The sequence below is a fragment of the Streptomyces sp. NPDC002386 genome, from assembly GCF_053593175.1.
The window spans coordinates 78527-99942 of record NZ_JBSFBX010000021.1; the positions used below are offsets into that span (position 1 = coordinate 78527).

The following is a 21416-nucleotide window of genomic DNA, read 5'->3' on the forward strand; positions in this document are numbered from 1 at the left end:
GAAACCTCCAGAACGGGTGTGGTACAGCCGTCGCAGGCGACCCGATCACGAGCGGGCGGGCGGATCCGGCACTTGGCCAACTCTTTGTCCGGAACCTGTCAGTTGTTGCCCAGGCGCCCTGCAGGGGTCCGTGGACGATCAATCACCTCTCGGCCCGGGGTGACCGGCCGGGCGAGTGTCCGCCCGCCGAGACCGACCTGGACGCGCCGGGCCTGCTGGAGCCGTTCGACGGCCGCGCGGACGGCGTGCCGGTTCACGCCGAACTCGGACGCCGGCTCCCGTTCGGCCCCGAGCGCCGAGCCGGGCGGCGGTCCGCCGTCGGGAATCCTGTCGCGCAGGACGGCGAAGAGCCTGGTCGGAGACCACTTCACGCCGGATGCCGTGCCGTGTCATGGCGAGCAGCGCGGGCCGTTCGCGGCGACCGGCCGACTGGTGGGACCAGCCTTTCCCGGGCGCCGGGCCACTGACCGAAAGCGCACCGGGCCAGGTGATGATGACGGGCCGTCCGGGAAACCACGCCCCAGAACCACCCGCGCACCGGCGACCGAACGGAGAACAACCGATGGCCACCACGCCAGGCACCGCCCCGCCGCTCACGGTGGAGCCCAGCAGTCTGCGGTTACCGGGGACCGTCCTCGGCGTGGGGCTGGGAGGGTTCGCCGACGGCATCCTGCTGCACCAGCTCCTGCGGTGGCACCACATGCTCACCAGCACCAACCACGACCGGGTCGGGCTCAAGTACTACGACCCGCACACGGTCTCGGGCCTGGAGATGAACACGCTGTGGGACGGCGTCTTCCACACGGTGTGCTGGGTCGCCGTGCTCCTGGGCCTGGCCGTGCTGTACGCGCGGGTCACGCACCATCGGCGGGCGGTGTGGGGCTCACGGGTCCTGTGGGGCTGGATCCTCTTCGGCTGGGGCCTGTTCAACCTGGTCGAGGGCGTCGTGGACCACCAGGTCCTGGGGATCCACCACGTCCACGGAGGCCCCCACCAGGCCTGGTGGGACGCCGGTTTCCTCGTCCTGGGCGGCCTCTTCATGCTCGCCGGCCATCTGGTCCAGCGCGGTGGAACAGTCCTCGGTCCCGAGGCGCCCCGCGGGACCGAGCGAACCGGAGACCACGTCTGATGGAGGACATGCACCAGCACGGCGGTGACGGCGGCGCACCGGCGGTGCTGCCGGTCCTGCTGATCCTCTCGATCCTGCTCGCCGCCGCCGGCTGCTACCTGCTCGCCGCGCACCGCGCGCGGCGCCGCAACCCCGCGCGCGGCCGGCACGGTTGGCGGTCGGTGTCGTTCGTGGGCGGGCTGTGCCTGCTCGCCACCGCCCTTCTTCCGCCGTTGTCGTCCGCCGCGCACTCCGACTTCCGTGCGCACATGGCACAGCACATGCTCATCGGCATGTACGCGCCCATGGCGCTGGTGCTGGCCGCACCGGTGACCCTCCTGCTGCGAACGCTGCCGGCCGCCCGGGCCCGCACGCTCTCGGCGGTGCTCCACAGCGCCCCGGCCCGGGTACTGGCCCATCCGGCGGTGGCGCTCGTGCTGAGCACCGGCAGTCTCGGAGTGCTCTACTTCACGCCGTTGTACGACGCCGCCATGGGCCATCCCCTGGGCCACCGGCTCATGCAGGCGCACTTCCTGGCGTCGGGCTGCCTGTTCGCCCACGGCGTCGCCGGCCCCGACCCCGCGCCCGCCCGCCCCGGAGTCCGGACCCGACTGGTGTATCTGGGTGTCGCGATCGCCGCGCACGCCCTGATCGCCCAGGCGATGTACGGCGGCTTGTTCGTCGACGTCCACGCCCCCGTCGAACAGGTCCGGCAGGGCGCGGAGATCATGTACTACGGGGGCGACATCGCCGAACTCCTGCTCGCCGGGGCACTGGTGGCGACCTGGCGGCCCGAGCGCCGCGCGGGGACCGTCCCACGGCCGGGGCGGCCCGGAGCGACCGCGACGGCGGGACACTGATCCCGGCGGGTTTGACCCTCGACCAGGTCGAGGGCCCAGGGTTCCGGGTGTGGAGAACGAGATGCGCAGTATCGGGGAGACGGCCCACGCCAGCGGACTCGGCGTGAGCGCCCTGCGGTTCTACGACCGTGCGGGCGTGCTGGTCCCGGTCCGGGTGGACCCCGTGACCGGGTACCGCTGGTACGGCCACGAGCAGCTGGAGGAGGCCCGGGTGCTGGCACGCCTGCGCCGGGCCGGTATGCCACTGGCGGACATCCGGCTGGTGCTGGCCGCCTGGTCCGGTGCCGACACCGGCCTGGTCCGCACCCTGCTGGAGGCCCATCTGCGCCGGCTGCGGACCGGACTGTCCGAGGCCCGCGGCGAGTTCTCCACACTCCGGGCCCTACTCGACCAGAGGGAGAACGACATGCCCGCGCTCCACACCGCCCCCACCGCCCCCGTCCACCTGTCCGTCCCGGCACCCGCCCTGGCGGCGGCCCTGGACGCGGTGCGCTTCGCGGCCGGCACCGACCCCGAACTGCCCATGCTCGGCGGGATCCTGCTCGACGTCGACGGCGACGCACTGCACACGGTGGCCACCGACCGCTACCGGATGGCCGTCTCCCGGGCATCGGTCACCGGGCACGACGGCCCCCGCGTGCAGGCCGTCGTCCCCACCCCGCTCGCCGACGCCATGCGCGCCCTGCTCGGCGGAGACGAGCCCGTCCACCTGGAGCTGGACGGCGACCGGGTGACCCTGGAGGCCGGCGACCGTCAGGTGGCCGGGCGCCGCCTCGGCCACGACTTCCCCGACTACCGCCGCCTGGTCCACCTGCCGGCGGGCCGCCGCGCCGTGGTGGACGCGCCCGCCTTCCGCGCGGCGCTCGAGACCGGCCCGGTCCACGAACACGACGACTCCACGGCCGAGTTGAGCGTGCTGGAGGTGCCGGAGGACGGCACGGTGACCGTCTGCGGGACCGCCGGGACCGGCCCGGACCGCATCGCCGTCAACCGCGAGTTCCTGCTCCAGGCCCTCACCGCGGCCGCCCACGACGACCTCGTCCTGGAGTCCACGTCCTCGACGGCTCCCCTCGCGATCCGCCGCCCCGACGACGCGCACACCTTCTCGCTGCTGATGCCGGTGCGGCTGGAGGACTGACGAGAGAGAGAAGTGTCAGAAGGGGGAACTTGGATCTTGCGTGGCATGTGCATGCTGGGCGTAGGATGACCGCGCTGCAAGCGGGTGGACTAGACCAAACGTCGGTTCTGTGTCGTGAGCGTGCGACACCAGCGGGGGCGTCCAGGGGGCTGTCGCGTGCCGGAGGGCACGCTCGCCTGTCATGGGTGGCCATGAGGGGGGCTCAACACGTGTCCGAGACAGCTCCGTGCCGTCGCTGTGCCGATCGCCGGGCCGCGGAACTCCACCATGAGCGGCGCGACTTCATGAAGCGCGGGTGACTCGGCGGACCGCGGCGCACACCGGTGCCGCTGTCCGCCTCCCGTCCGGCGTCACCGGCCGGCTCCCCGGCACCCCCGCCCGGCCCACGGGCCCTTCCGGGCCGAGTCGTGCCCGGACACGGGCGCGCATACCCCACCGAGAAGCGAGGACACTCTCCTTGAGATCCAACAGACGCATACGCGGGCGGCTCGGCGCCGTGCTGGCCTGTGCCGTGCTGGCCGGCGGGCTGCTGCAGAGCGCCACCGCGCTCGCGGCACCCCACGCCGCACCGAGGCCCACGTCCGCCGAGCCCGGCAGCGCCGGCACCGAGCCCGGCGGACGGGTGGCCGGCCCGGACAAGAAACTCGGAAAGGGGTGGCGGAGCAGCAAGGACCGGGCCGTGACCGCCGCCGCCGACGTCGACGGGCTGCACGTCCTGGTCGCGGACAGCGCGCGGGCCTACGAGTGGAAGACCGCCGCCGTGCTCAGCGAGCCCGGCATGCCGGCGGACTCGTGGCTCGGCAACCAGTGCGTCATGGACCGCGACCACGCCGCCGTCGTCTACGCGCCGCGCACCTTCACCAACAAGCCGGACCTGATGCAGGGCGGCGCCTTCGCCGCCGTGGTGAACCTGGCCACCGGCAGGGTGACGAAGCTGCCGTTCACCGCGTCACTCGCGTACTTCGACCCGTCCTGCAACCCGGCGACCCGCACCGCCGCGTTCACCGCCTTCCGCGACATGAACGACCCGGCCGCCACCCGGACCCGCGTGGTCACCGTGGACACCACCGGGAAGACCGTCGGCGAGGCCTCCGCACGCGGCGAGGTCACCAGCGCGGTTCCCGTGGCGGGCGGCGCGGTCGGTGCCCTGGGCCACGACGTGGTCCGGCTGGGCCACCGCACCGGCAAGGCCGAGAAGCTGTTCACGGCCGGCGGGGTGCCGTACGACATCCACCCGGTCGGCGGCGGGAGGATCGCCTTCGTGGAGCGGCGCGGCACCGAGGTCGCGCGTGCCCGGGTGTGGGGCGGGCACGGCGTGCCGGCCACGGTCGCCACCGGCAGGCTCGGCGAGCTCGACCTCGAACGCGGCGGAGCCGCCGGGGTGTTCCTCACCGGACGTCCGACCGGCGCCACCCACACGGCGGGCACCGGCATCACCCGGGTGAACGCTCCGACCGGCACGGTCGTCTCCAGCCAGGGCCGGCTGGCCGTCGATCCGGTCCTCACCCCCGGCGTGCGGGCGGGGCTCGACCACATCGCGAACGCGGGCAAGGGCTTCACCAGGGCCGAACCCGCACCGCGCGGCGAGGCCGGCCGGTCCCCCGCCACCGTGGCGGCGAACACGCCGGTGACGGTGACCTCCACGGCCACGGGCACCGGCGCGAGGCTCCGGCAGACGGTCGTCCGTACCGACGACTCCGCGGGCAAGAGCCGGCCCTCCCCGGCGCTGACCGGCGCGAGCGTGCCGGACTCCGGCACGAGCGAGCCCAGGCGGGCGACGCTCACCGCCGCCGCGGCCGTCGCTTCGCAGGACCCTACGGACCCCGACCGCTGGTGCTCCGTCTCCCGCAACGACGTGAACGCGCAGGCACTGCAGCCCACGCCGAACCAGGTCGAGTGGGCCGTGGACATGGCCGTACGCGGCCAGCTGCGCTCCCAGTACATCCGCCAGGGCGGGTACCGCAACCAGACCGGGATCGGCACCATCGACCCGCAGGGCCTGTTCCCGGCACCCACGCTGACCGGCGGCGGGCGGATCCCGGCCAACGTGATGCTGGGCATCATGGCCCAGGAGTCCAACCTCTGGCAGGCCGAGTCCGGTTCCATCCCCGGCCAGATGGGCAGCCCGCTGGCCGCGGTGGACGGCTACTACGGGCACAAGGCCGACCCCAGTGATCCGGACGTGTACTGGCACATCAACTGGGACAAGTCGGACTGCGGTTACGGCGTCGGCCAGGTCACCGACGGGATGCGGCTCGCCGGGCACGAGAAGACCGGTGAGACGAGTCTGTCGCCGGCCCTGCAGAAGGCCGTCGCCGTCGACTACGCGACCAACATCGCCGCCTCCATGAAGATCCTCGCGGACAAGTGGAACGAGGTGCACACCGACGGTCAGAAGGTCACCGTCAACGACGACGACGCCTCCCGGGTGGAGAACTGGTTCACCGCCGTGTGGAACTACAACCTCGGCTTCAACGCGCCCACTCCGCACACCACCGGCCCGTGGGGTCTCGGCTGGTACAACAACCCGGCCAACCCCATCTACAAGAAGAGCTGGGGCCACCCGTTCATGGACACCGACGTGGACGGCACGGAGGCGAACAAGGACGCGGCGCACCCGCAGGACTGGCCGTACGAGGAGAAGGTGATGGGCTGGTCCGCCTGGTCCATGGACACCGGCTACTCCTACGCGACGTCCGGCCGCCAGGACTGGCCCGGTGAGTCCGGGTTCTCCTCGGCCGGCTTCCGGCCCGCCTGGTGGGTCACCAAGGAGCAGCGGAGCCAGGTCTCGCCGCCGCTCAGCACGTTCTGCAACGAGTACAACTACTGCGACTCGGGCAACCCGCCGGACTGCGACACCGAGGCGTGCTACTCGCAGTACTGGTGGCACGCGCCGAACGCGACCTGGAAGAGCGACTGCGCGACCGACTGCGGCCACGAGAGCATCAAGTACCAGACGCTGGTCTCCGAGCCGGGACGCGGCTACCGCCTGCAGCACGGCGCATCGGTGTGCTCCGGCGCCCCCGGCACCCATGTCGTCGCCTCCGTGGCCAACGGAACCGAGTCATGGGGCGACTGCGGGCAGGTGACGTCCTCGGGCAGCTTCCAGTTCGACTTCAACGCCGACAGCGCGAACCACTACGAGGCCAAGGCGGACCTGCACCAGGTCGGCGGCGGCTACGGCGGTCACTTCTGGTACGCCCACACCCGCGACACCGAGCATCTGGGCGGCGACTACGGCCCGATGACCATCAGCGGCACCTGGACGCTGGGCCAGAGCCTGGACTGGGCCCGGGTGTTCGTGCACGTCCCCGACACCGGGGCACACACCCAGCAGGCCCACTACGTGGTCAAGGGTGTCGCGGGCGGTGACCGTGACCGGTACGTCAACACCCACTACGGCAGGAGCACCTGGGTGGAGCTCGGCGTCTACCACTTCACCGGGACGCCCCGCGTGCAGCTCACGAACACCACGGACGACGGCACGGCCGACGAGGACATCGCGTTCACGTCGATCGCCTTCCAGGAACTGCCGGGCAAGCCGGCGGACATGGTCGTCGTGATGGGCGACTCCTACTCGGCCGGCGAGGGCGCGGGGGCCTACTCCCCCGAGTCCGACCGGGACAGCGAGAAGGAGACCTGGAACGCCTGCCGGCGCAGCGACAACTCCTGGTCGCGCAAGGCCACCCTGCCCGGCCGGTCCGCCACCCTCGGCCAGGTCGCCGACCAGCACCCCGCCTCCGCCGACTTCCTGGACGTGGCCTGCTCCGGCGCGCTGACCTGGAACGTGCGCGGAAAGGCGACGGACGACCAGGGCAACGACTACGACACCTGGCCCGTGTCGTGGGACGACCGGAGCAAGTACGCGAAGGCCGACGGCCAGTTCCACGAGATCGCGCAGATGAAGTCCGGCGTCCTCAGCGCGGACACCACCCTGGTCGCCCTGACGGTGGGCGGCAACGACGCGGGCTTCCCGGGCGTGATGCAGTCCTGCGCCACCACGGGCTGTCCCGCCGAGGACGACGTCGACCGCGACATCGACGACACCATGCCGAAGATCGAGAAGACCCTGCGGGAGATCCACGACCAGGCGCCCAACGCCAAGATCGTCCTGCTGGGGTACCCGCAGCTCTTCAACGAGGACTCCCTGACCTGCGTCAGCGGCGTCGGCGGGGCGGGGATGATCCGCGTCAACGCCATGGCCCGGACCATGGCGAGCAAGCAGGAGCAGATGGTCGCGTCCCTGCGCTCGGCGGGCCTTCCGGTGAGCTACGAGTCGCCCGACCCCGACTTCGAGGGCCGGCGCGCCTGCGACGACCCCGAGGGCATCAACAAGATCGTCGTCGCCCCCCAGGGGGACGGTGACTTCCGCTGCGAGCTGGGAGGAAGCTGGTGCGTCAGCCGCGAGAGCTACCACCCCAACGGGACCGGTACGAGCGCCTACGCGCAGGCGTTCGTCCGCGCCGTGGGAAAGCTGTGATCCGCCGTGCCGGCTGACGGTCGCGGGAGGACCGCCGGGTGGGCGAAGGCGCTGGCCGCCGTCGTTCTGCTGGTCCTTCTCCCCCTGGTGGTCTGGGCGTTGTTCTCCTTCCAGGGGTCCGGCGCATTCCCCTGGTGAGGCCGGCGGGTGCGTGACGCACCCGCCCCCGGACGTGCGCTTCGACCGGGCCCGCTCCCGACCCGGCGGGTCGGGAGCGGGCCCGGCGAGGCAGTCCGGGGGCCGTGGATTTCCTGTCGCCTTTCCAGGCCCTCTCTGTAAGATCCACTTCAAATGATCATCACAACCCGAGCGAAGGGTTCCTCCCCCATGAAGAACGTCCGCCTGCGGTCCAGGATCGGCGCGGTGGCGTCCGCTTTCGCCGCGACCGCCGCGCTCATGGTCAGCGCCACCCCCGCCCACGCCGCCGAGTACAAGGTCACGGACAACTGCGACGTGCCCTGGATCACCTGTTCCGAGGGCGATCTGTGGCTGCTGTACAACTCCAAGGACCTGGCGGTCAGCGGCGGCAGATACGTGACGAGCTGGTCGTCGTTCTACGGCAACGTGAACGACTACTGGGGCACCAGCCAGTACCAGGGCTCCACGCTGACCACGTACCGCTACGTGTTCAACGGCAACGGCACCGGTGCCGGCCAGTACACGAAGAACAACGCGGCCTCGGTGCAGAACTGCGCCCCGGCCGACAACTACCGCGTGTACTACAACTCGGGCTACGGCGGCACCTCGCAGTACTTCGCGCACAACGAGCCCTACGGTGACTGCAACCTCACCAACCTGATCTCGGCGCTGAAGAACAACAACGCCTCCCAGCACTTCGCCTGATCCGAACCGAGGAGTCACCCCCATGTGGAACAAGCGCGTCTTCATCGCCGCAACTGTCATGATCGCGACAACCGGGATGCTCTCGGCCTGCGGAACGAGCGGCTCCGGCCATGACGCGGCGGCCCCGGTGGCGGCTGACAAGCCGCTCGTCGACAAGGCCAACTGGCCCAAGGCGACCCCGCAGCGCGGCCTCGCCAAGGGCCTGTCGCTGCCGCTCGAGGCCTACATGCAGACCTACTCCGACACCGTCACCCTGGACACGGCCACGCGCCACCTCCAGGAGAAGTGCATGGCCGGCTACGGCTTCGACGTCAAGCTCACCGTCGCCGGCGCCACCCCGCCGCCGAACGACAACGACGCCAACATGGAGCGCCGCTACGGCCTGACCGACCGCGCGACCGCGGCGAAGTACGGCTACGGCCTGCCCGACGCCCTGACCGACCAGCCCCGGCAGAAGGTGCCCAGCCTGACCGAGACGCAGGTGGAGGTGCTGACCGGGCACGGCAAGCCGACCAAGGCGGGCGCGGACGGCTCCTTCGTCGCCAAGGCGGCCCCGAAGACCTACAACGGCAAGAAGATCCCCGCCAAGGGCTGCGTCGGTTACGCCGCCGAGAAGATCGGCGAGCCGGCCGCCGACTTCCAGCTCGTCTCCGAGCTGAACGGCCGGTCGTTCCTGGAGTCGATGCGGGTCCCGGCCGTCAAGAAGGCCATGGGCGCCTGGTCCCAGTGCATGAAGGGCAAGGGCTACGAGGCCGCGACGCCGACCGAGTCGGCCGAACTGGTCCCGCACACCGACCCGGCCTCCCAGAAGGAGATCGACGTCGCCCTGGCCGAGATCGACTGCAAGCAGCGGACCGGGCTGGTGAACGTCTGGTTCAAGGCCGAGACCAAGATCCAGAAGCAGCAGATCACGGCCCACCGGAGCAGCCTCGCGGCCGCGAGGACCGAGAACACCAAGGCTCTCACCGCCGCCGGCACGGCGCTGAAGGACTGACGTGGGGCAAGGGCCCCGGCCACCGTGCGACACGGTGGCCGGGGCCCTGTCGCGGCTCCGGTCAGGTCCGCAGCCACACCGCCGTGTCGCGCGGCAGCCGGCCCGCGCAGTCGAGCGGACCGCTCGCGAGCAACAGGTCCTCGTACGGCGGGAGTCCGGCCGGGTGCCCGGACAGGTTGACGACGCAGACCAGGCCGTGCGCCCGGGCGAAGGCCAGCACACCGTCACCGGCCGGAAGCCAGGTGAGGGGCCCGTCCCCGAAACCCGGCACGGACCGGCGCAGGAACAGGGCCGCGCGGTACAGCGCGAGCATCGACTCCGGGTCGGCCGCCTGCCGGTCGACCGCGTAGTGGCCCCAGTCCTCCGGCTGCGGGAGCCAGGGCCCGGCGCCGGCGCCGAACCCGCACCAGGGGGCGCCGGCCTCCCAGGGCAGCGGGACGCGGCAGCCGTCCCGCCCCGGATCGGTTCCTCCCGAGCGGAAGTGCATGGGGTCCTGGATGCTCGTCCGCGGCACCTCGGCCTCGGGCAGCCCCAGCTCCTCCCCCTGGTAAAGGTAGACGGAGCCGGGCAGGGCCAGGGTCAGCAGTGCGGCGGCACGGGCCCGCCGGGTGCCCAGGTCCAGGTCGGTCGGGGTACCGAAGGCCTTCGCGGCGAAGTCGAAGGAGGTGTCGGCCCGCCCGTAGCGGGTGACGGTGCGCGTGACGTCGTGGTTGCACAGCACCCAGGTGGCGGGGGCTCCGACGGGGGCGTGCTCGGCGAGGGTGTCGTCGATGGCGCTCCGCAGCCGGTCCGGTTCCCAGGGGCAGGCGAGAAACTTGAAGTTGAAGGCGGTGTGGAGTTCGTCGGGCCGGAGATAGCGGGCGAAGCGCTCGGCGTCCGGCAGCCAGACCTCGCCGACGAACACCGCCCCGTACTCGTCGGCGATGGACCGCCAGGAACGGTAGACGTCGTGCAGTCCGTCCTGGTCGATGTACGGGTGCGGGTCCACGCCCTCCTCGAAGTCGGCGAGCGCGGGGTCCTTCACGAGCAGGGCGGCGGAGTCGATGCGTACGCCGGCGACGCCGCGCTCGAACCAGAACCGCAGGATCTCCTCGTGCTCCCGGCGGACCGCCGGGTGGGCCCAGTTGAGGTCGGGCTGCTCCGGGGTGAAGAGGTGCAGGTACCACTCGCCGTCGGGCACCCGGGTCCAGGTGGGCCCGGCGAACTGCGACGGCCAGTCGTTGGGCGGCTGGTCGCCGTCCTCGCCGCGGCCGGGACGGAAGTGGAACAGCTCCCGCTCGGGGCTGCCGGGTCCGGCCTCCAGCGCGGCGCGGAACCAGGGGTGCTGGTCGGAGACATGGTTGGGGACGATGTCGACGATGACCCGGATGCCCAGTTCGGCGGCCTCCGCGATGAGCTTCTCGGCCTCGGCGAGGGTGCCGAACGCCGGGTCGATGGTGCGGTAGTCGGAGACGTCGTAGCCGCCGTCGACCAGCGGGGAGGCGTACCAGGGGGTGAACCAGACGGCGTCCACGCCCAGTTGCGCGAGATGGGGCAGTCTCGCCCGGACTCCCGCGAGGTCCCCGGTGCCGTCGCCGTCGCCGTCGGCGAAACTGCGCGGGTACACCTGGTAGATGACGGCGTCGCGCCACCAGTCGTCGGTGCGGGGCGAGTGAGGGGCTGCCAACTGACGTTCCTTTCGGGCAGGGTGGATCTTCGCCGCCGGCCCGGATGCTGCGGGGCGTCGGACGGACCGGCGGCGAAGGCTCGGGAGGGGAAGGAGCGGCCGTGCCGGGAACCGGCGGGCGGTGGCCCGTGGGGTCAGCCCTTCAGGCCGCCGGCGGTCAGGCCGCTCATGATGTTCCGCTGGAAGACCAGGAAGATCAGCAGGGTCGGCAGCGAGGCGATCGTCAGGGCGGCGATCAGGATGTTCACGGGGACCCCGGTGGAGAGCGAGTAGATCCCCACGTTGAGGGTCTGCTTCGACGGGTCGGGCAGGGTGAGCATCGGCCAGAGGAAGTCCTTCCAGACGCCGACGATCGCGAAGATCGACACCACGCCGAGGATCGGCCGGGAGACGGGCAGCACGATCGACCACAGGATCCGCGTCGGGGAGGCGCCGTCCATGGCGGCCGCGTCGAGGAGTTCCTTCGGGATGGAGTCGAAGAACCGCTTGAGCAGAAAGATGTTGAAGGCGTTGGTGACCGACGGGAGCCAGATCGCCCAGGGCGTGTTCAGCAGGTTCCGGTGCACGATCGGCACGTCGAGGACGGTCAGGTACTGGGGTACGACCAGCACGGTGGCCGGGATCATGAGCGTGGCCAGCATCAGGCCGAGGATCGCCCTGCCCAGGACCGGCCGTAGCCTGGACAGCGAGTAGGCGGCGGCCACGTCCAGGACGAGCTGGCAGGCCAGCGCGCCGAACGCGTAGAACGTCGTGTTGAGCAGCAGCCGGGAGAGGTCCATGACGTCCCAGGCCCGGGTGTAGTTGCCCGGGGTGAAGGACCTGGGCACCAGGGTCGGCGGGGTGCGGATCACCTCCTGCGGGTCCTTCACACCGCTGGAGGCCAGCCAGTACAGCGGGCCGAGGAACACCAGGACGAAGGCCGCGACGACCACGGCGAAGACCACCCGGTAGAGCAGTCTCCCCCTCGGCCTGGCGAGGCGGGCCGGTGAGATGAGTGTGCGTGTGGACATGCCGGTCTCCCCCGTCTACTCGTCGCCGGCGCGGCTGAGCCGCACGTACGCCGCCGAGAAACCGGCGAGGATTACGAGCAGGAGCAGGCCGAGCGCCGCCGCGGCACCGTAGTTGTTGAAGTTGAAGGCGTACTGGTAGATCAGGTACACGACCGTGGTGGTCGAACCCTCGGGGCCGGCGCCGCCGGTGAGCAGGAACGGCTCGACGAAGACCTGCATCGTCGCGACGACCTGCATCAGCAGCATCAGCGAGAGGACCAGCCGGGTCTGCGGGACCGTGACGTGCCAGACCTTGCGCAGCAGTCCGGCGCCGTCGAGTTCGGCCGCCTCGTACAGCTCGCCGGGGATGCCCTGGAGCGCGGCGAGGTAGATCAGGGTCGCGCCTCCCATGTTCATCCAGGTCGAGGCGATGACCACGGACAGCATCGACAGGTCGGGGTCCTGCAGCCACTGCTGCTCGGGCAGGTGCAGAACGCCCAGCAGCTCGTTCAGCAGGCCGTATCCGGGGTCGTACAGATATTTGAAGAGCAGCACGGAGGCGACCGGCGGCAGCATCACGGGCAGGTAGACGAGGAGCCGTAGGAAGCCCTGGCCGTGCCGGAACTCGTTGATGACGATCGCGGTGACGAAGGGGACCGCGAAGCCGAGGACCAGCGCCAGCAGGGTGAACACCAGGGTGTTGCGCCAGGCCTGCCAGAAGGCGGGGTCGTGGTAGACGGTTTCGAGGTTGTCCAGGCCGGTCCAACTGGTCCCGCCGTTGCCGGTCTTCTGGAACGCGAGGGCGAACTCCCTGATCATCGGGTACCAGGAGAACACCGCGAAGCAGATCACCGCGCCGATGAGGAAGCCGTGGGCGGTGAGGTTGCGCCGCACCTCGCGGGCCAGCCGGCCGCCGGGGGGTGGCGGGCCCGCCGTGCGCGGGGGTGCCGGGCGGGCGGGGTCCGCGGTGCTCGGGGTCAGGCTGGGGGCCGCCATCGTCGCTCCTTGCTGCTCGGCTGCCGGGTTGCTGGGGCGCACGCGCCGCGGTGACCGCAGGGCAGCGGTGCGCATCCGGTGCTCCCGGCGGGGGCCGGCTCGTGGGCCCGCCCCCGCCGGGGACCGGTCACTGGTTGGCGAGGACCTGGTCGACCTGGGACTCGGCCGTGGCGAGCAGCTTGTCGACATCGGCGTCCTTGTCGGTGAGGATGCCGGACATCACGTTGTCGAGGACCTTGTAGATCTCCTGTGCCTTGGGCGGTTCGGCCTTGCCGGGCACCGGGTTGTCCATGAACGTCTTGAAGTTGGCGACGGGCATGGTGGCGTTCGCCAGGCGCGCGGCGTCGTCCTTCTTCTTCGACTCACCCAGCCAGAAGTTGGGCTGCGGGACGCCGACCGGGAGCTTGTCGGCCTTGGTGCGGTCCCACTCGAACTGGCCCTTGCCGACGGTGAGGTTCTTGAAGTTCAGCCAGGCGACCGCGGCCTTGATCTTGTCGCCGGAGATGCCGCTCTTGATCATGTAGTTGTTGCCGCCGGCCAGGGTGTTCTTCGCCCCCGGGATCGGGCCCATGCCGAAGTTCTCGTACTTGGCGCCGAGTTGCTGGACCATGTACGCGATGTCGTCGGGGGCGGCGAGGAACATGCCGAGCTTGTCACTCGCTATCTGCTTCTGCAGGTCGCCCCACTTGAGCAGCTGGGTCTTGCCCATGCTGTCGTCGTCCCAGCGCATGGCGTGCAGGTTGCGCGCCACCTGCCGGCCGATGTCGTTGTCGAACGCGGCCTTCTTGCCGCTCGCGTCCACGATGTCACCGCCGAGGCTGTACACCTGGGCGGTGAAGTGCCAGCCGCCGGTGTTGGCCGCGCTGTAGTCGCCGTAGCCGGCGACGCCGTCGCCGAGAGCGGCGATCCTCTTCGCCGCGGTGCGGACCTCGTCCCAGGTGCGCGGCGGTGCGTCGGGGTTCAGGCCGGCCTGCTTGAAGAGCTTGCGGTTGATGAGCAGGCCCATGGTGTAGTTGCTGGTGGGCAGGCCGTAGAGCTTGCCGTCCTGCTTGAGCGAGCCGAGGACGTTCGGGTCGATGTCCTTCAGCAGCGGCACGGTCCGGTCGTTGACGTAGGCCGTGATGTCCGCGGCGCCGTCGTTGTCCAGCACCTGGGGCAGGTCGGTGAAGTACGTGTAGAAGACGTCGGGCTGGGACTTGGCCTTCAGCATCGCGGTGAAGCGGGGCGGCTCCAGGCACTGGCCGGGTGTGGAGCGGCCCTCGATGGTCACGTTCGGGTACTTCTTGTTGAACTCGGCGACGTCCTGCTTCCACTCCCTGAGTTCGGCCGCCTTGGCCGCCGGGGGCATGCAGTCGATGGTGATCGTCACCTTGGTCCTGGGATCCAGGGGGGCGGCCGGGTCGGAGGAGCCACCTCCTTCGGAACCACCGGCGCCGTCGTTGCTCGCGCTGGTGCCGCAGGCGGCGAGCGCGGTCAGGGTGAGCGCGGAGACGAGGGCGACCGCGCCGGAGCGGCGGGTACGGCGGAACCGGGCACTTCTCATGGGTGGTCCCCTTCGGGCATGAACGGTGAGGTCGCCCCACCGTCGGTGCGACTCGGTGCGTTGTGGGGCGCCGCACACTCAACCACCCTCAACAACAGGCAGCAAGATGTCGCGCTAATTTCGTAATTGTTTGACAGTCGAGGCCCGCCACAGACGCAGGCTCCGCGTGGACCTCAGGGCCCGAACAGCCCCCCGTCAACGGCAAAGCAGCCTGCGGCCCGCCTCGGGAGACTCCCGAGGCGGGCCGCGGCATCCGCGTCACGAGGACGCAAAGCGCACGCAAGTCTGCTGCAAACTCCCGCAAACAGCTTGCGGTGCTCTCAGGGGTTGATGTTGATCTTCAGGGTGAACGTGGTGTTGCGGACGTCCACCGCGTTGCCGCGTCGTACCCGGTGACCTTGGTGTCGTCCGAGGAGGCGGACCAGGTCAGCTTGATCTTCCCGTCCGCGGGCTCGGTGTACGCCAGGTTCGACGGGGCGGTCGGCGCCTGGGTGTCGACCTTGTCGCCGGTGCGGGTGACGGTGTTCAGGACGACCTCGTCCAATCTGGGCCTCACGAATGAAGCACTCTGATGTCTCCTCCTTGCGTTGAACGCTCAGAGAGTTCCAGAGGACTGTGGGGTCGTCTACGCTGTCGACCCGAAAAATTGTCGATCAGGGGCATACGAAAACACCGGCACCGGGGACCGTGGAGGCGGTCCCCGGTGCCGGTGCCGGCCGGAGGGGAAAGGGAGGGGATCAGCCCGCGGGCGGGGGCGCCGTGGAGCCGCGCAGCACCAGTTCGGGCTCGAAGAGCAGCTCGCCGGGGTGCGAACGGGCGCCCTGGAGCTGGGCGCACAGCAGCTCGACGGCCGCCCGGCCCATCGCCTCGATGGGCTGACGGACCGTCGACAGCGGAGGCTCGGTGCAGTTCATGAACGCGGAGTCGTCGTACCCGACGACCGAGACGTCTCCCGGGACCGTGAGCCCGCGCCTGCGCACGGCCCTGATGGCACCGAGCGCCAGCGGGTCGCTCGCGCACACGATGCCGGTCACCCCGCGCTCCAGGAGCCGGGCGGCCGCGGCCTGCCCGCCCTCCAGCGAGAACATCGACCGCGCGACGAACTCGTCCGGCAGCTCCTCGCCCGTGCGGCGCGCCACCAGCCGGGCGGCCTCCAGCTTGCGGCGGGAAGGGACGTGGTCGCTCGGGCCGAGCACCAGCCCGATCCGCTCGTGCCCCAGCGAAGCCAGGTGGCGCCAGGCCTGCTCGACGGCGACGGCGTCGTCGCAGGCGACACAGGGGAAGTCGAGGCCCGCGATGGAGGCGTTGACGAGGACCACCGGGATGTCCCGCTCGGCCAGCTGCCGGTAGTGGTCGTGCGGTGCGTCGGCCTGCGCGAACAGTCCGCCGGCGAAGACCACGCCGGACACCTGCTGCTGCAGCAGCAGGTCCACGTAGTCGGCCTCGGAGACACCGCCCTTGGTCTGCGTGCAGAGGACGGGGGTCAGTCCCTGCTGGGCGAGCGCGGCGCCGATGACCTCGGCGAACGCCGGGAAGATCGGGTTCTGCAGCTCCGGCAGGACGAGTCCGACGAGCCGGGCGCGCTCGCCGCGCAGCTGCGTGGGCCGTTCGTAGCCGAGGACGTCCAGGGCGGTGAGCACCGACCGGCGGGTCGACTCCGAGACCCCGGGCTTGCCATTGAGGACACGACTGACCGTCGCCTCGCTGACCCCCACTTTCTTAGCCACCTGAGCAAGTCGTCGCGTCATGTACGCAAGCCTAGCGCAATTTCCGCAAATGAATTGCGGAGATTGCCGCCCGCTCGGGACGCCGTGACGGACGCCCGGGTGCCTGGGCACGCGGCGCGCCTCACCGGGCGGGCGCGGCGAGGACGGTGCGGCAGTCGAGCCAGGCGTCGGCGCTCAGCAGCGGCCGGATGCGGGTGAACAGCGCGAGCAGGTCGGCGCCCCACCGGTCACGGAAGGCGGGGTCGAGGCGGGCGAGGTCGAGTTCGTTCGCGGCCGACAGTTCGGCGAAGTCCCGGCGCGCCCGTGGCCCGGGCACGTGGGACTCGCCGGTGAAGCGGTCGTGGAAGGGGGCGCCGGGGCGCCCGAGGTCCGGGTAGGTGGCCGCGCGGTCGCAGGAGGCGTAGAGGTGGACGATCGACTCGGCCTCGGCGCCGATCGCCGCTTCGAGTTCCGCCCGGCGGGTCACCGGGAGCAGGGCGCCGGGAAAGCCGTCGGTGCCGTAGAACGCGTGGCAGAGTCCGGCCAGCCGGAGCGCCGGACGGGCCTGCCAGAGCGCGAGCCGGTCCTGTACGCGGCGCAGGTGCGCGAGGAGGGTGCCGCCGGGGTGCGCCATGGTCTGCGCGCCGCACTCACGGAGCAGGGCCAGGGCCCGCTCGGCGGCGTCGGCGGGTGTGCCGGTGTCCGGTTCCATTCCTTCTTCCGTCCTCTCACTCTCAACGGGCCGATCCCGGGTGGAACTTGGGGAGCCGCACGGTGATCTTCGTGCCGGCGCCGACGCCGGTCTCTATGACGAGGCCGTGGCCGTCGCCGTAGACCTGGCGCAGCCGCATGTCCACGTTGCTCAGGCCGATTCCGGCGGACGGCCCGCCCCGGCCGCGCAGCAGGTCGCGCAGGCGCTGCGGGTCCATGCCGACGCCGTCGTCCTCGATGACGACCCGGGCCTCGGTGCCCTCGTCCTCGGCGGTGATGGTGATCCGGCCGCGGTCCACGGACTCCTCGAGACCGTGTTTGAGCGCGTTCTCCACGAGGGGCTGCAGACAGAGGAACGGCAGGGTGACGGGCAGTACCTCGGGGGCGATCCGCAGGGTCACCTCCAGGCGTCTGCCGAAGCGGGCTCGGGCGAGTTCGAGGTACTGCTCGATCGAGCGCAGTTCCTCGGCGAGCGTGGTGAAGTCGCCGCCCCGGCGGAACGAGTAACGCGTGAAGTCCGCGAACTCCAGAAGCAGTTCGCGGGCCCGCTCGGGGTCGGTACGGACGAACGAGGCGATGGAGGCGAGCGAGTTGTAGACGAAGTGCGGGGAGATCTGGGCGCGCAGGGCCCGGATCTCGGCCTCGATCACGCTGGACCGCGCCCGGTCCAGGTCGACGAGTTCCAGCTGCACGGAGACCCAGCGGGCCACTTCCTCGGCGGCCCGGACGACGACGGCGGACTCCTGGTCGGCGAAGGCGGCCAGCGCGCCGGCCTCCCGGCCGTCGACCGTCAGCGGGACCATCACCCCCCAGCGGACGGGGCAGCGGGCGTCGGGGCAGGTCAGCGGGAACGTCCTGGTGCGCGCCGCGTGGGTGAGCTGGGCGGCGGCCGCGGCCCGGTGGTGGTCGCCGGTGCCGTCCCAGGCGAGCACGGACTCCTCGTCGGCCAGGGCGAGGGCCACCGTGCCGAGCAGCGGCCGCAGGCGGCGGGCGGCCTTGCGGGCGGTGTCCGGGGTGAGTCCGGCGCGCAGGGGCGGTGCCGCGAGCGAGGCGGTGTGCAGGGTGTGGAAGGTGGCCCGCTCCACGGGCGTGCCGACGTCGGCCGCGTTCTCCTGCTGGCGGCGGGCCCCGGCGTGGCCGAGTGCGGCCCCCAGGGCGAACAGCCCGAGAGCGGCCACGGCGAGGACGACGGTGCCGAGCGCGGTCACGGACGGCGCCCCCGGGACCGCGCCGGACCGGCGCCCCGGGCGGTGGTCCGGCCGCTCGCGGGCTCGGGCAGGTGCAGCCGGGCCATCGTGGCGGCCGCGGTCGCCGGGACGCGGTGCCGGGTGGCCAGGGAGACCAGCACCATCGCCGCGAAGCCCACGGGGACCGACCAGACGGCCGGCCAGGCCAGCAGGGTGTGCAGCGGGCCGGATCTCGCCCCGCCGGCGATGGTCACGGTCACGGCGGTGAGCCCGGACCCGCCGCCGAGGAGCAGTCCCGCCACCGCGCCCGGCGGGGTCAGGCCGCGCCACCAGATGCCGAGGAGCAGCAGCGGGCAGAACGAGGAGGCGGACACGGCGAAGGCGAGGCCGACCGCGTCGGCCACGGGGAGGTCGGTGACCACGGTGCTGGCGGCGGTGGGCACCGCGATCGCGGGCAGGGTCGCGAGCCGGAAGTTCCGGATACCGAGGGTGGGCAGCACGTCCTGGGCGAGCACCCCGGCGACGGACATGGTCAGTCCGGAGACGGTGGACAGGAACGCCGCGCAGGCGCCGCCCGCGACCAGGGCGCCGAGCAGGTCGCCGCCGAGCCCGCCGATCAGCCGCTGCGGCAGGACGAGCACCGCCGCGTCGGTGTCGCCGGTCAGCAGCAGGTCGGGCGCGTAGAGCCGGCCGAGCACCCCGTAGAGCGGGACCAGCAGGTAGAAGGCGCCGAGCAGGCCGAGGACGACGACGGTGGTGCGGCGGGCGGCGCGGCCGTCGGGGTTGGTGTAGAAGCGGACGACGACGTGCGGCAGTCCCATGGTGCCGAGGAAGGTGGCGAGGATCAGCCCGTAGGTGGCGTACAGGCCGTGCTGTTCGCGGCCCGCCGACAGCGGCTGCGCCCAGTCGGCGGGGGCCGTGCCGGGCCCGCCGTCGTCGGGCAGGGGCACGGGGGTGCCGGGCGGGAAGGTCAGGGCGGTGCCGGCGCCGACGCGGTGGGTGCCGGTGCCGAGGGTGAGCGGGCCGCCGTCGAGGGGCCGTCCGTCGACGGTTCCGGTGCCGGTGACGCGTACCGGTTCGTGGACGGTGAGGGTCAGCGGCCGGTCGCCGGCGACCCGGGTGGAGCGCTGGAGGACGGGCCGCTCGTCCCAGGCGGGGGCCGGGGCCCGGTCGGCCCGCCAGGCGATGAGCAGGAACACGGCGGGCACCAGCAGGGCGGTGAGTTTCAGCCAGTACTGGAACGCCTGGACGAAGGTGATGCTGCGCATGCCGCCGGCGGCCACCGCGACGGTGACCACGGCGGCCACGACCAGGCCGCCGAACCAGCCGGGCGCGCCGGTGAGCAGCCGGAGGATCAGCCCCGCGCCGCGCAGCTGGGGCAGCAGGTAGAGCCAGCCGACACCGACGACGAGCACGCTCGCGATCCGCCGCACGGCACGGGACTCCAGGCGGGCCTCGGCGAAGTCCGGCAGGGTGTAGGCGCCCGAGCGGCGCAGCGGGGCGGCGACGAAGGCGAGTAGCACCAGGAAGCCGGCCGTGTAGCCGATGGGGAACCAGAGCATGTCGGCGCCCTGGGCGAGGACGAGTCCGGCGACGCCGAGGAACGAGGCGGCGGACAGGTACTCGCCGCTGACGGCGAAGGCGTTGAGCCGCGGCGGGACGCTGCGCGAGGCGACGTAGAAGTCGGAGGTGGTGCGTGAGACGCGCAGGCCCAGCGCGCCGACGAGCACCGTGGCCAGGACCACGGCCGTCACACCGGCGATTCCGTACGTCTGGTTCAACGCCCGGTCACGTCACCCTCGTTGCGCTCGGCACGGCGGACGTACCAGGCCCCGGTGCACAGCAGGACCGGATACGGTGCCACGCCCAGCAGCAGCCAGACGGCGAGCGGGACGTCGTGCCCGGCGCCGCCGGACGAGAGGATCCGCAGAAGCACGGGGAGCAGGCCCAGCGAGAGGGCGAGCAGGGCCGTCGCCGTGAGGGCGGCCCGGAGCTGACGGCGTATCAGCAGCCGTACGGGGGCGTCCTCGGGGGCGGCGGGACCGCCTGGCGGGATCGTTGCGCGGGGCGGGGGAAGGCCCGCGCGGTCGGTGCGGGGCCGTCCGGTGACCACCTCTCTGCGAGGGACGGATTCGGCACCCATCACGCACTCCCCGACGCCGCGGTGATCACCTTGATGCGGCGAGTGTACGCAGCGCCGGGGCGGTCAGGTAGGTACTGGACGAGGATCGCCACAGGGCCGCCACGGCCGCTTCGCGAGGCCCCGCGCACCGGCTCCCGTCACCGTCGTCCGCGTACCGTCCCCCGGGCCCGCGCGGCCAGCAGATCCCGCAGTTCCCGGGCGTTGCGACGGCTCACGGCGAGGATCCGGTCGCCGATCCGGACGGTCAGGTTGCCGCCGTCCAGGCGGAGTTCCTCGATGCGGCCGAGGGCGACCAGGCGGCTGCGGTGGATGCGGACGAATCCGCGGGAGCGCCACTGCTCCTCCAGGGTGGTGAGCGGGACGCGCACCAGGTGGCTGCCGTGCGGGGTGTGCAGGCGGGCGTAGTCGCCCTGTGCCTCGACATAGGTGATGTCGGCGACCGGGACGAACCGGGTCACCCCGCCGAGTTCCACCGGGACCTGGTCGCCGGGGGCGCCGGCCGGGGCGGTGCCGCCCGCCGGGAGCCGGGGCGGCCGGGGTCCCTGCCCGGCCCGGGTCAGTTCGGCGACCCGGCGTACGGCCTCCGCGAAGCGCTCCTTGCGCAGCGGCTTGAGCAGGTAGTCCACCGCCTTGAGGTCGAACGCCCGGAGCGCGAAGTCCTCGTGGGCGGTGACGAAGACGATCAACGGCGGGTCCGGGTGGTCGGCGAGCAGACCGGCCAGGTCCAGGCCGCTCAGACCGGGCATGTTGATGTCGAGGAAGACGACGTCGAAGGCGTCCGGACCGTCGGGGCCGATGGCCGTGGCCCGCTCCAGCAGGCGCACCGCTGCGGCGGCGTCGAGGGCGGGTACGACGGTGCCGATCCGCTCGTCCTCGCCCAGCAGGTACAGCAGTTCCCCGAGCGCGGGCTCCTCGTCGTCCACGGCGAGCGCGCGCAGCGGCTCCTGTCCGTCGCCGGCTCGAAGCCCGGGCCGCCCGGCCGCGCCCATGTCCCGCATCTCCCCGGTCCCCTGTCCCGTCGTCCCGTGCCGTCACGCGGCCCCCGGCGCCCG

General features: G+C 71.9%; 18 protein-coding genes. 6 read left to right on the forward strand and 12 right to left on the reverse strand.

What is annotated here, in order from left to right:
• Positions 1-98 precede the first annotated feature (98 nt).
• Positions 99-371, reverse strand: a complete 273-nt coding sequence (locus ACWCPN_RS32140) for a GntR family transcriptional regulator (protein ID WP_451213459.1) — start codon at positions 369-371, stop codon at positions 99-101.
• A gap of 191 nt (positions 372-562) precedes the next feature.
• On the opposite strand from ACWCPN_RS32140, the gene ACWCPN_RS32145 reads away from it, so the two are divergent.
• From ACWCPN_RS32145 to ACWCPN_RS32170, 6 genes are all read left to right on the forward strand, one after another.
• Positions 563-1129 carry a DUF2243 domain-containing protein gene (locus tag ACWCPN_RS32145; protein WP_451213462.1) on the forward strand — a complete coding sequence of 189 codons (567 nt, stop codon included), beginning with the start codon at positions 563-565 and terminating at the stop codon, positions 1127-1129.
• Positions 1129-1968 (forward strand): cytochrome c oxidase assembly protein, encoded by an 840-nt coding sequence (locus ACWCPN_RS32150; RefSeq protein ID WP_451213464.1) that lies wholly within the window; start codon positions 1129-1131, stop codon positions 1966-1968. The genes ACWCPN_RS32145 and ACWCPN_RS32150 overlap by 1 nt, the downstream gene beginning before the upstream one ends.
• 61 nt (positions 1969-2029) lie before the next feature.
• Positions 2030-3106 carry a DNA polymerase III subunit beta family protein gene (locus ACWCPN_RS32155; RefSeq protein ID WP_451213466.1) on the forward strand — a complete coding sequence of 359 codons (1077 nt, stop codon included), beginning with the start codon at positions 2030-2032 and terminating at the stop codon, positions 3104-3106.
• Between the two features lie 457 nt (positions 3107-3563).
• Positions 3564-7586 (forward strand): SGNH/GDSL hydrolase family protein, encoded by a 4023-nt coding sequence (locus tag ACWCPN_RS32160; protein ID WP_451213469.1) that lies wholly within the window; start codon positions 3564-3566, stop codon positions 7584-7586.
• A 327-nt stretch (positions 7587-7913) separates the two neighbouring features.
• On the forward strand, positions 7914-8429 hold the full coding sequence (locus ACWCPN_RS32165; protein ID WP_199212894.1) for a hypothetical protein: 516 nt from the start codon (positions 7914-7916) through the stop codon (positions 8427-8429).
• A 22-nt stretch (positions 8430-8451) separates the two neighbouring features.
• The gene (locus ACWCPN_RS32170; protein ID WP_451213474.1) at positions 8452-9423 is read left to right on the forward strand and encodes a hypothetical protein; all 972 of its coding nucleotides are present in this window, start codon (positions 8452-8454) and stop codon (positions 9421-9423) included.
• A gap of 61 nt (positions 9424-9484) precedes the next feature.
• On the opposite strand, the gene ACWCPN_RS32175 is transcribed toward ACWCPN_RS32170, so the two are convergent.
• The 11 genes from ACWCPN_RS32175 to ACWCPN_RS32225 form a co-directional block, all read right to left on the reverse strand.
• The gene (locus ACWCPN_RS32175; RefSeq protein WP_451213477.1) at positions 9485-11089 is read right to left on the reverse strand and encodes a glycoside hydrolase family 13 protein; all 1605 of its coding nucleotides are present in this window, start codon (positions 11087-11089) and stop codon (positions 9485-9487) included.
• A gap of 134 nt (positions 11090-11223) precedes the next feature.
• Positions 11224-12099, reverse strand: a complete 876-nt coding sequence (locus ACWCPN_RS32180) for a carbohydrate ABC transporter permease (protein ID WP_451213480.1) — start codon at positions 12097-12099, stop codon at positions 11224-11226.
• A gap of 15 nt (positions 12100-12114) precedes the next feature.
• Positions 12115-13074, reverse strand: coding sequence for a carbohydrate ABC transporter permease (locus tag ACWCPN_RS32185; protein WP_451213483.1), 960 nt, complete (start codon positions 13072-13074; stop codon positions 12115-12117).
• A gap of 127 nt (positions 13075-13201) precedes the next feature.
• Positions 13202-14617: an ABC transporter substrate-binding protein gene (locus tag ACWCPN_RS32190; RefSeq protein ID WP_451213486.1), complete on the reverse strand. Its 1416-nt coding sequence runs from the start codon at positions 14615-14617 to the stop codon at positions 13202-13204.
• A gap of 340 nt (positions 14618-14957) precedes the next feature.
• On the reverse strand, positions 14958-15173 hold the full coding sequence (locus ACWCPN_RS32195) for a hypothetical protein (protein ID WP_451213518.1): 216 nt from the start codon (positions 15171-15173) through the stop codon (positions 14958-14960).
• A 181-nt stretch (positions 15174-15354) separates the two neighbouring features.
• Positions 15355-16365 carry a LacI family DNA-binding transcriptional regulator gene (locus ACWCPN_RS32200; protein WP_451213489.1) on the reverse strand — a complete coding sequence of 337 codons (1011 nt, stop codon included), beginning with the start codon at positions 16363-16365 and terminating at the stop codon, positions 15355-15357.
• Positions 16366-16465: 100 nt separating this feature from the next.
• Positions 16466-17035 (reverse strand): DUF6817 domain-containing protein, encoded by a 570-nt coding sequence (locus tag ACWCPN_RS32205; protein ID WP_451213492.1) that lies wholly within the window; start codon positions 17033-17035, stop codon positions 16466-16468.
• A 22-nt stretch (positions 17036-17057) separates the two neighbouring features.
• Positions 17058-18242 (reverse strand): sensor histidine kinase, encoded by a 1185-nt coding sequence (locus ACWCPN_RS32210; RefSeq protein ID WP_451213495.1) that lies wholly within the window; start codon positions 18240-18242, stop codon positions 17058-17060.
• Entirely contained in the window at positions 18239-20002 is a 1764-nt protein-coding gene (locus ACWCPN_RS32215) for a sodium/solute symporter (protein ID WP_451213498.1), read from the reverse strand. The genes ACWCPN_RS32210 and ACWCPN_RS32215 overlap by 4 nt, the downstream gene beginning before the upstream one ends.
• The gene (locus ACWCPN_RS32220) at positions 19999-20364 is read right to left on the reverse strand and encodes a hypothetical protein (RefSeq protein WP_451213501.1); all 366 of its coding nucleotides are present in this window, start codon (positions 20362-20364) and stop codon (positions 19999-20001) included. The genes ACWCPN_RS32215 and ACWCPN_RS32220 overlap by 4 nt, the downstream gene beginning before the upstream one ends.
• Positions 20365-20501: 137 nt before the next feature.
• The gene (locus ACWCPN_RS32225; protein WP_451213503.1) at positions 20502-21362 is read right to left on the reverse strand and encodes a LytR/AlgR family response regulator transcription factor; all 861 of its coding nucleotides are present in this window, start codon (positions 21360-21362) and stop codon (positions 20502-20504) included.
• Between the last annotated feature and the right edge of the window lie 54 nt (positions 21363-21416).

Bases quoted from the DNA above. Each gene is read 5' to 3' on its own strand.
- ACWCPN_RS32155 (WP_451213466.1), top strand. From the start codon at position 2,030: ATGCGCAGTATCGGGGAGACGGCCCACGCCAGCGGACTCGGCGTGAGC.
- ACWCPN_RS32185 (WP_451213483.1), bottom strand. From the start codon at position 13,074: ATGGCGGCCCCCAGCCTGACCCCGAGCACCGCGGACCCCGCCCGCCCG.
- ACWCPN_RS32165 (WP_199212894.1), top strand. From the start codon at position 7,914: ATGAAGAACGTCCGCCTGCGGTCCAGGATCGGCGCGGTGGCGTCCGCT.
- ACWCPN_RS32145 (WP_451213462.1), top strand. From the start codon at position 563: ATGGCCACCACGCCAGGCACCGCCCCGCCGCTCACGGTGGAGCCCAGC.
- ACWCPN_RS32200 (WP_451213489.1), bottom strand. From the start codon at position 16,365: ATGACGCGACGACTTGCTCAGGTGGCTAAGAAAGTGGGGGTCAGCGAG.
- ACWCPN_RS32170 (WP_451213474.1), top strand. From the start codon at position 8,452: ATGTGGAACAAGCGCGTCTTCATCGCCGCAACTGTCATGATCGCGACA.
- ACWCPN_RS32180 (WP_451213480.1), bottom strand. From the start codon at position 12,099: ATGTCCACACGCACACTCATCTCACCGGCCCGCCTCGCCAGGCCGAGG.
- ACWCPN_RS32150 (WP_451213464.1), top strand. From the start codon at position 1,129: ATGGAGGACATGCACCAGCACGGCGGTGACGGCGGCGCACCGGCGGTG.
- ACWCPN_RS32220 (WP_451213501.1), bottom strand. From the start codon at position 20,364: ATGGGTGCCGAATCCGTCCCTCGCAGAGAGGTGGTCACCGGACGGCCC.
- ACWCPN_RS32225 (WP_451213503.1), bottom strand. From the start codon at position 21,362: ATGCGGGACATGGGCGCGGCCGGGCGGCCCGGGCTTCGAGCCGGCGAC.
- ACWCPN_RS32205 (WP_451213492.1), bottom strand. From the start codon at position 17,035: ATGGAACCGGACACCGGCACACCCGCCGACGCCGCCGAGCGGGCCCTG.
- ACWCPN_RS32190 (WP_451213486.1), bottom strand. From the start codon at position 14,617: ATGAGAAGTGCCCGGTTCCGCCGTACCCGCCGCTCCGGCGCGGTCGCC.